General features: G+C 73.3%; 8 protein-coding genes. 5 read left to right on the forward strand and 3 right to left on the reverse strand.

What is annotated here, in order from left to right:
• The first annotated feature begins 382 nt into the window (after positions 1-382).
• The 4 genes from nhaA (at position 383) to ACFWWQ_RS12325 (ending at position 3547) form a co-directional block, all read left to right on the forward strand.
• A complete protein-coding gene (nhaA, locus tag ACFWWQ_RS12310; protein WP_384594295.1) occupies positions 383-1777 on the forward strand; it encodes a Na+/H+ antiporter NhaA in 1395 nt (464 codons plus the stop codon).
• Between the two features lie 43 nt (positions 1778-1820).
• Positions 1821-2279 carry a phage holin family protein gene (locus tag ACFWWQ_RS12315; RefSeq protein WP_384594298.1) on the forward strand — a complete coding sequence of 153 codons (459 nt, stop codon included), beginning with the start codon at positions 1821-1823 and terminating at the stop codon, positions 2277-2279.
• Positions 2276-3202, forward strand: a complete 927-nt coding sequence (locus ACFWWQ_RS12320) for an alpha/beta fold hydrolase (RefSeq protein ID WP_384594301.1) — start codon at positions 2276-2278, stop codon at positions 3200-3202. Before ACFWWQ_RS12315 ends, ACFWWQ_RS12320 begins: the two co-directional genes overlap by 4 nt.
• Before the next feature lie 132 nt (positions 3203-3334).
• Complete coding sequence (locus ACFWWQ_RS12325; protein ID WP_384594303.1) at positions 3335-3547, forward strand: hypothetical protein; 213 nt, start codon at positions 3335-3337, stop codon at positions 3545-3547.
• Between the two features lie 56 nt (positions 3548-3603).
• On the opposite strand, the gene ACFWWQ_RS12330 is transcribed toward ACFWWQ_RS12325, so the two are convergent.
• From ACFWWQ_RS12330 to nth, 3 genes are all read right to left on the reverse strand, one after another.
• The gene (locus ACFWWQ_RS12330) at positions 3604-4803 is read right to left on the reverse strand and encodes a MarP family serine protease (RefSeq protein WP_384594306.1); all 1200 of its coding nucleotides are present in this window, start codon (positions 4801-4803) and stop codon (positions 3604-3606) included.
• Positions 4804-4816: 13 nt separating this feature from the next.
• Positions 4817-5470 carry an NUDIX hydrolase gene (locus ACFWWQ_RS12335; RefSeq protein WP_384594415.1) on the reverse strand — a complete coding sequence of 218 codons (654 nt, stop codon included), beginning with the start codon at positions 5468-5470 and terminating at the stop codon, positions 4817-4819.
• 321 nt (positions 5471-5791) lie between these two features.
• Complete coding sequence (gene nth / locus ACFWWQ_RS12340; RefSeq protein ID WP_384594309.1) at positions 5792-6808, reverse strand: endonuclease III; 1017 nt, start codon at positions 6806-6808, stop codon at positions 5792-5794.
• Between the two features lie 427 nt (positions 6809-7235).
• Here nth and ACFWWQ_RS12345 point away from each other — a divergent pair, with 427 nt between their 5' ends.
• Positions 7236-7910 carry a Crp/Fnr family transcriptional regulator gene (locus ACFWWQ_RS12345; RefSeq protein ID WP_006604164.1) on the forward strand — a complete coding sequence of 225 codons (675 nt, stop codon included), beginning with the start codon at positions 7236-7238 and terminating at the stop codon, positions 7908-7910.
• Positions 7911-8047 lie beyond the last annotated feature (137 nt).

Raw genomic sequence — 8047 nt, forward strand, 5'->3', positions numbered from 1 at the left:
CGCGCGCCCGACGACGCGCGCGAGCCCCCGCGCCCCGCCCCGCCCCCCCGGGCCGCGCGGGCCCGCGCGCCGCCCCCCGCCCCCCCCCCCCCGCGCGTTCCCGGGGCCTGCCGGGCCCGCCGGAGCTGCCGTCCCTGCTCGCCTCCGACCCGGGCCCAGGCGCCCACCGGCCCACAGGCCCACCCGGCGTCATGTCCGTAAACGTCACGTCCGTAAAGTGGCGTCATGTCCGTAAAGTGAGGAAAGACCTGCAGGGGATTGCACCCGCCCGGTACAGTAAGAGCGGCGTCAAGGAAACGCCAGGATCTCAGGGTGCGCCGGGAAGTCTGGTCGGCAACTGCTACAGCCGTACTCAGCTGCCGAAATCCGGAGGTCACCCCCCGTGAGCGCCCCCCGAAACCGCCGCCCCGCCTTTCTCGGCCGCCTGCCGTTGCCGGAGCGGAACTTCCTCACCGACGCGCTCCGCACCGAGACCGTCGGCGGCGTCCTCCTCCTCGTCGCCGCCGTCACCGCCCTGATCTGGGCCAACGTCTTCGGCGACAGCTACGAGGCGGTCCGCGGCCTCCACCTCGGACCCGCCTCCCTCGGCCTCGACCTCTCTCTCCAGCACTGGGCGGCCAACGGCCTGCTCGCCCTCTTCTTCTTCGTCGCCGGTATCGAGCTGAAGCGCGAACTCGTCGCCGGGGAGCTGCGCGACCCCAAGGCGGCCGCGCTCCCGGTGATCGCCGCACTCTGCGGCATGGCGATGCCCGCGATCGTCGACCTCGTGGTCAACGGCATCGGGGGCGGGTCGCTCGACGGCTGGGCGGTCCCCACCGCCACCGACATCGCCTTCGCGCTGGCCGTCCTCGCCGTCATCGGCACGTCCCTGCCGTCCGCGCTGCGCGCCTTCCTGCTCACCCTCGCCGTCGTCGACGACCTCTTCGCCATCCTGATCATCGCGGTCTTCTTCACCTCGCAGATCAACTTCCTGGCGCTCGGCCTGGCCGTCGTCGGCCTGCTCGTCTTCCACCTCCTGCTGCGCAAGGGCGTCCGCGGCTGGTACGTCTACGTGCCGCTGGGCGTCGTCATCTGGGCGCTGATGGAGAACAGCGGGGTGCACGCCACGATCGCGGGCGTCGCGATGGGCCTGATGCTGCGCTGCACCCCGCGGGACGGCGAGACCCACTCCCCCGGCGAGCACATCGAGCACCTGGTCCGCCCGCTCTCCGCGGGCCTGGCCGTGCCGCTCTTCGCGCTCTTCTCCGCCGGGGTGTCCGTCTCCGGCGGCGCCGTCCGCGAGGTCTTCACCCGCCCCGAAACCCTCGGCGTGGTCCTCGGTCTCGTCGTCGGCAAGACCCTCGGCATCTTCGGCGGTACGTGGCTGACCGCCCGCTTCACCCGCGTCCGGCTCAACTCCGGCCTCAAGTGGCCCGACCTCTTCGCCGTCGCCACCCTCGCCGGAATCGGCTTCACCGTCTCCCTGCTCATCGGCGAACTCGCCTTCGCCGGCGATCCGGCGCTCACCGACGAGATCAAGGCGTCGGTCCTGCTCGGCTCGCTGATCGCCGCGGTCTGCGCCACCGTCCTCCTCAAACTCCGCAACAACAAGTACCGCGCGCTCTGCGACGAGGAGGAGCGCGACGAGGACCACGACGGCATCCCCGACATCTACGAGGAGGGCGACCCCGCGTACCACCTGCGGATGGCCGCGCTGCTGGAGGCGCAGGCCGCGGAACACCGGCGGCTTGCCGAAGTGGCCACCGGCGCCGACGCCGGGGACGATGGTCCGGCATGATCTGAGAGGCTTTGCCTACGCAGCAGACATAAGGGAGACGGCGATGAGTTCAGCCGACGACGGCGCAGACCGCAGCCTCGGCCAGTTGGTGGCGACGGCCACCGCCGAGTTGTCCGCACTCGTGCACGACGAGATCGCACTGGCAAAGGCCGAGCTGCGACTGGACGCGAAGCGGGCGGGCATCGGCGGCGCCGCCTTCATCGTCGCCGGGGTGCTGGTGCTCTTCGCCCTCCCGGTGCTGAGCTTCGCCGCGGCGTACGGCATCCACAACCTCGGCCTCGGTCTTGCCTGGTCCTTCCTGATCGTCGGCGGCGCCTTCATCGTCATCGCGCTCCTGCTGGCCCTGATCGCCCTCGCCAAGGTGAAGAAGATCAAGAAGCCGGAGAAGTCGATCGCCTCCGCCAAGCAGACCGCGGCCGTCCTCCAGAAGGCCAAGCCGCACCCGCGCCCGGAGCCCGCGGACCACCCGGTCCTGGAGTCCGTGACACGCACCTCGGCATGACGGTCCCCGACAGCACCGCACCGGTCGTACGGCCCGACGGTCCCTGGACGCACCGGGACGTCGCGGCGAACGGCGCCCGTTTCCACATCGCGGAGATGGGCGACGGCCCGCTGGTGCTGCTGCTGCACGGCTTCCCGCAGTTCTGGTGGACCTGGCGGCACCAGCTGCCGGTGCTCGCCGAGGCGGGCTACCGGGCCGTCGCGATGGACCTGCGCGGCGTCGGCGGCAGCGACCGCACCCCGCGCGGCTACGACCCGGCCAACCTCGCCCTCGACGTCACCGGCGTCATCCGCTCCCTGGGCGAGCCGGACGCCGCGCTCGTCGGCCACGACCTGGGCGGCTACCTCGCGTGGACGGCGGCGGTGATGCGGCCGAAGCTGGTGCGCCGCCTCGCCGTCGCCTCGATGCCGCACCCGCGGCTGTGGCGCCGCGCCATGCTCGCCGACGCCCGGCAGACCAGGCGCAGCGCCCACATCTGGAGCTTCCAGCGGCCGTGGCTGCCCGAGCGGGCGCTGGTCGCCGACGACGCCGCCCGGGTCGGCGAGATGCTCCACGACTGGTCGGGCCCGCAGCCCCCGGACGAGGACGCCGTCACCGTCTACCGGCGGGCCATGGGCATCCCCTCGACGGCGCACTGCTCCATCGAGCCGTACCGCTGGATGGTCCGCTCGCTGGCCCGGCCCGACGGCCTCCAGTTCAACCGGCGGATGAAGCTGCCGGTACGCGTCCCGACGCTGCATCTGCACGGCTCGCTCGACCCGGTGATGCACACCCGCACCGCCGCGGGTTCCGGCGCGTACGTCGAGGCCCCGTACCGCTGGCGGCTCTTCGACGGGCTCGGCCACTTCCCCCACGAGGAGGACCCGGTGGCGTTCTCCGCGGAGCTGGTCAACTGGCTCCAGGACCCCGAGCCGGACCGCTGACAGAGCCCGCCCCGCGCCTCGGGGACGGCCCGGCGAACGCGGCGGGGACCGGCGGCCACGTGCCTGGCGCATAGGCCGATTGGCGGGCCGCCCGGCGGTTACGGACCTCGGGCCACGGGCAGAGTCGAGGGTATGGGCTGGACGCACGACTACCGTGACGTGGCACGCAACCGCCGCAGCAGTGCCGCTGCCGTGGGTACGCGGGACAGGGGCACCCCCGACCTCCGGGCCGGCGGGCCCGCGGGTCCCCCGCACCCGGACTCCGCGCACCCGATGGGCATCCCGCGCATCCTGCGCCGCAGAGCGCGGTGGATGAGCGCGCGCCTGCGCCATCCCCGCGGCTGAAACGCCGACGGCGGGCACCGCGCGGAGCCTCCGCCGGTACCCGCCGCCTTCCGGGCTCAGATCGCGCAGCCCTCGCTGTCGACCGGCCGGGTGGCCTTCCGCCCCTTGACGGCGTCCTGGCGGACCTCGTCGGCGGTGAGCGCGTAGCCGGTCTGGGCGTCGTCGAGGGATTTGGCGAACACCACGCCGTAGACGTCGCCCTGCGGGGTGAGCAGCGGGCCGCCGGAGTTGCCCTGCCGCACCGTCGCGTACAGGGAGTACACATCGCGGGCGACCGTGCCCCGGTGGTAGATGTCCGGACCGTTGGCCTGAATGCGGCCGCGGATGCGGGCCGCGCGGACGTCGTAGCCGCCGTTCTCGGGGAACCCGGCGACGATGGCGCTGCGGCCGCTCTCCGCGTCGGTACCGGCGAACGTCAGCGCGGGCGCCCGCAGCGCCGGTACGTCGAGGACCGCGATGTCGCGCTCCCAGTCGTAGAGCACGACCTTGGCGTCGTACGTGGCGCCCTCGCCGCCCACCTGCACGGTCGGTTCGGAGACGCCGCCGACGACGTGGGCGTTGGTCATCACGCGGTGCGGCGCGAAGACGAAACCGCTGCCCTCCAGGACCTTGCCGCAGCTGGGCGCCGTGCCGACGACCTTGACGACGCTCTGCCGGGCGCGGCCCGCGACGGGGCTGTGCGCCAGCCGCGCGTCGGGCGCCGGGACGGAGGTGATCGGCTCGTTGGAGAACGGCGAGAAGACCTGCGGGAAGCCGTTCTGCGCGAGCACCGAGGAGAAGTCCGTGAACCACGTCGTCGCCTGCGGCGGCATCACCCGCGAGACGCCCAGCAGCACCTTGGAGTTGCGGACCTCCTTGCCGAGCGTCGGCAGCGACGTACCGGCCAGCGCCGAACCGATCAGCCAGGCCACCAGCAGCATCGCCACGACGTTGACGAGCGCGCCGCCGGTGGCGTCCAGCGCCCGCGCCGGTGACCATGTGATGTGGCGGCGCAGCTTGTTGCCCAGATGGGTGGTGAGCGCCTGCCCGACCGAGGCACAGATGATGACGATGGCGACGGCGGCGATGGCCGCGAAGGTGTCGGGGGTGGCGTCGTCGGTAACCTCGTTCCAGATGACGGGGAGTACGTAGACCGCGATCAGGCCACCGCCGAGGAAGCCGAGCACGGACAGGATGCCGACGACGAAGCCTTGCCGATAGCCGACGATCGCGAACCACACGGCGGTGACCAGCAACAGGATGTCCAGGACGTTCACGCCGGACACCGTCTCACGCGCTCCGGTCGAGCGGGACCTGCTTCGTGCGGTCCCACGGAATCTCCCAACCCGCGAAGTGCAGGAGGCGGTCGATGACCCCGGCGGTGAAACCCCAGACCAGGGCCGACTCGACGAGGAACGCCGGACCGGTGTGCCCCCGCGGGTGGCGGGCCGTCACCCGGTGGGCCGGGTCCGTGAGATCCGCCACGGGAACCGTGAACACCCGCGCCGTCTCCGCCTCGTCGACCGCGCCGACCGGGCTGGGCTCGCGCCACCAGCCGAGCACCGGCGTCACCACGAAGCCGCTGACGGGGATGTAGAGCCGCGGCAGCACGCCGAAGACCTGCACGCCCGCCGGGTCGAGCCCGGTCTCCTCCTGCGCCTCCCGCAGCGCGGCCCGCACCGGACCGCTGCCCTCCGGGTCCCCGTCCTCCGGATCGAGCGCGCCCCCGGGGAACGAGGGCTGCCCGGCGTGCGAGCGCAGCGTCCCGGCGCGCTCCATCAGCAGCAGCTCGGGGCCGCGGGCGCCCTGCCCGAAGAGGACCAGCACCGCGGACTGGCGGCCGCCGTTCTCGGGCGGCAGGAAGCGGCTGAGCTGGTGCGGTTCGACGGTCTCGGCCGCACGGACCACCGGGTCCAGCCACTCCGGCAGCCCCTCGGTGCTCACCGGCGCCTGCGGGAGCCGCCCGGCGCCCGGGGCCTGCGGCGCGGCGGGCGACGCACCGGCGGTGGCGGGCGGCGCGCCAGGCCCGGCCGTCCCCTCCGGACCGTCACCGGGCGGTGTCGGGTCGCTCTGCGGCGCCGCTCCCCCGGCGGGCCACCCCACCTCGGCCCGCCGGTCGCCGGTCCGCTCGCCGTACTGCTCCCGTGCACTCGTCATACGCGCCCCCTCAAGGCCCTGGTTCGGTGTGCGGCGCCCGGCGCGGGCCGTCGCGGCCCGCCTCCGGGGCCGGTGCGGCCCGTACCGCCGGTGCGGCCGTGGCCGGTGTCATGCAGCCGGGGCCCCCAGCGGGGGCGCGGGCCTGCCGGGATATCCGGCGGGTGGGTTGAGCCGCTGCCCCGGCTGCCCGCCCAGCTCGTACTTGAGCAGCTTCTTCGCCTTCTCCGGGTCGGTCTCGCCCTCGCCGTACGACGGGCAGAGCGGGGCGATGCCGCAGGCGCCGCAGGCGGGCTTGCGGGAGTGGCAGACGCGGCGGCCGTGGAAGACGACGCGGTGCGAGAGCATCGTCCACTCGCTCTTGGGGAAGAGCGCGGCGACGTCCGCCTCGACCTTCTCCGGGTCCTCCTGGGCAGTCCAGCCGAAGCGGCGCGCCAGACGGCCGAAGTGGGTGTCGACGGTGATTCCGGGGACGCCGAAGGCGTTGCCGAGGACGACGTTGGCGGTCTTGCGGCCGACACCCGGCAGCGTGACCAGGTCCTCCAGGCGGCCGGGCACCTCTCCGCCGAAGCGGTCCCGCAGCGCCGCCGACAGGCCGAGCAGCGACCGTGCCTTGGCCCGGAAGAAGCCCGTCGGCCGGATCAGCTCCTCCAGCCGCTCCGGGTCCATCGCCGCCATGTCCTCCGGGGTGGGGCAGGCGGCGAAGAGCGCCGGGGTGGTCTGGTTGACCCGCAGGTCCGTGGTCTGCGCGGAGAGAACCGTCGCAACCAGCAGCTCGAACGGGTTGGTGAAGTCCAGCTCCGGGTGGGCGTACGGATACAGCTCGGCCAGCTCACGGTTGATCCGCCGGGCCCGCCGCACCAGCGCGACCCGCGACTCCGGCTTCCGGGCGGGAGCCTTCGCGGCGGTCTTCTTGGTGGCCGTCGTCGTCTTGGTGGCCGTCGTCTTCGCCGTCGCCTTCTTGGTCACGGTCTTCTTCGCCGCGGTCTTCTCGGCCACGGTCTTCTTCGCCGCGGCCTTCTTCGGGGCCGCCTTCTTGATCGCCGCCCTCGACGTGGCCACCTCCGCGCCGTTCCGCCCGGCCGGGGGTGCGGCCTCTTCCGTCGTCTTCGCTGGGGTGTGTTTCACGCGGCCCTCTTCCGTACCGACTTGCGTCGCGCCGACTTCCGTACCGGGTCCGCCACCGGGCGCCTCGTGGTGCGCGCCGCACCGGGGGTCCGCGCCGTCCGCGCGGACCTCGACGGGGCCGACGATTTGGTGCTTACGTTCGCTTCCGGGGCGTTCGCCGACCGCCGTTCGCCCAAAGCGGAATCGCGTTCGGCGGTCACTCGCTCAGCCCCCTCGTCCCGTGCTCTCACCGGCGTGTTGGACACTCGGCCAGAGTACGACCACCCACCGACATCCGACTCGATCACCGGTTTTCACCACTCCGATCGGCCCCCTGGCGTAGGGCTTGGGCCATCGGTCCGGCAAACTTGTGATTGATCGCACTGTTTTGCATTCCGGCATGATGGGGACCACAGTCCCCCGGAGCATGTCGACAAGGAGAGATCTCGTGGACGACGTTCTGCGGCGCGCACCGCTCTTCGCGGCGCTCGACGATGAGCAGGCGGCGGAGCTGCGCGCCTCGATGGGAGAGGTCACGCTCGCTCGCGGCGACGCCCTGTTCCACGAAGGGGACCCCGGCGACCGCCTGTACGTGGTCACCGAGGGCAAGGTGAAGCTGCACCGCACCTCCCCGGACGGCCGCGAGAACATGCTCGCCGTCCTCGGCCCCGGCGAGCTGATCGGTGAGCTGTCGCTCTTCGACCCGGGCCCGCGTACCGCCACCGCCTCCGCCCTCACCGAGGTCAAGCTCCTCGGTCTGGGCCACGGCGACCTCCAGCCGTGGCTGAACGCCCGGCCCGAGGTGGCCACCGCCCTGCTGCGCGCCGTCGCCCGGCGCCTGCGCAAGACCAACGACCAGATGTCCGACCTGGTCTTCTCGGACGTCCCCGGCCGGGTCGCCCGCGCCCTGCTGGACCTGTCGCGCCGCTTCGGCGTGCAGTCCGAGGAGGGCATCCACGTCGTCCACGACCTGACGCAGGAGGAGCTGGCCCAGCTGGTGGGCGCCTCCCGCGAGACGGTCAACAAGGCCCTCGCCGACTTCGCGGGCCGCGGCTGGCTGCGTCTGGAGGCCCGCGCGGTGATCCTCCTCGACGTCGAGCGGCTGGCGAAGCGCTCCCGCTGACCCTCGGGGGGCCCCCCCCCCGGCGCCCCCCCCCCCCCCGCCCCCGCCCCCCCCCGCCCCCGCGCCCCCCCCCCGGGGGGGGTGCGGGGCCGGGAAAACACCCGGGCGCCGGGGTGTCGCGGGGGAGAGCGCGAGGA

Source organism: Streptomyces sp. NPDC059080, assembly GCF_042739975.1.
Classification (GTDB): domain Bacteria; phylum Actinomycetota; class Actinomycetes; order Streptomycetales; family Streptomycetaceae; genus Streptomyces; species Streptomyces benahoarensis.

What these genes read in the sequence shown, in the direction of transcription:
- ACFWWQ_RS12325 (WP_384594303.1), top strand. Translation starts at nt 3,335, where the DNA reads ATGGGCTGGACGCACGACTACCGTGACGTGGCACGCAACCGCCGCAGC.
- ACFWWQ_RS12320 (WP_384594301.1), top strand. Translation starts at nt 2,276, where the DNA reads ATGACGGTCCCCGACAGCACCGCACCGGTCGTACGGCCCGACGGTCCC.
- ACFWWQ_RS12315 (WP_384594298.1), top strand. Translation starts at nt 1,821, where the DNA reads ATGAGTTCAGCCGACGACGGCGCAGACCGCAGCCTCGGCCAGTTGGTG.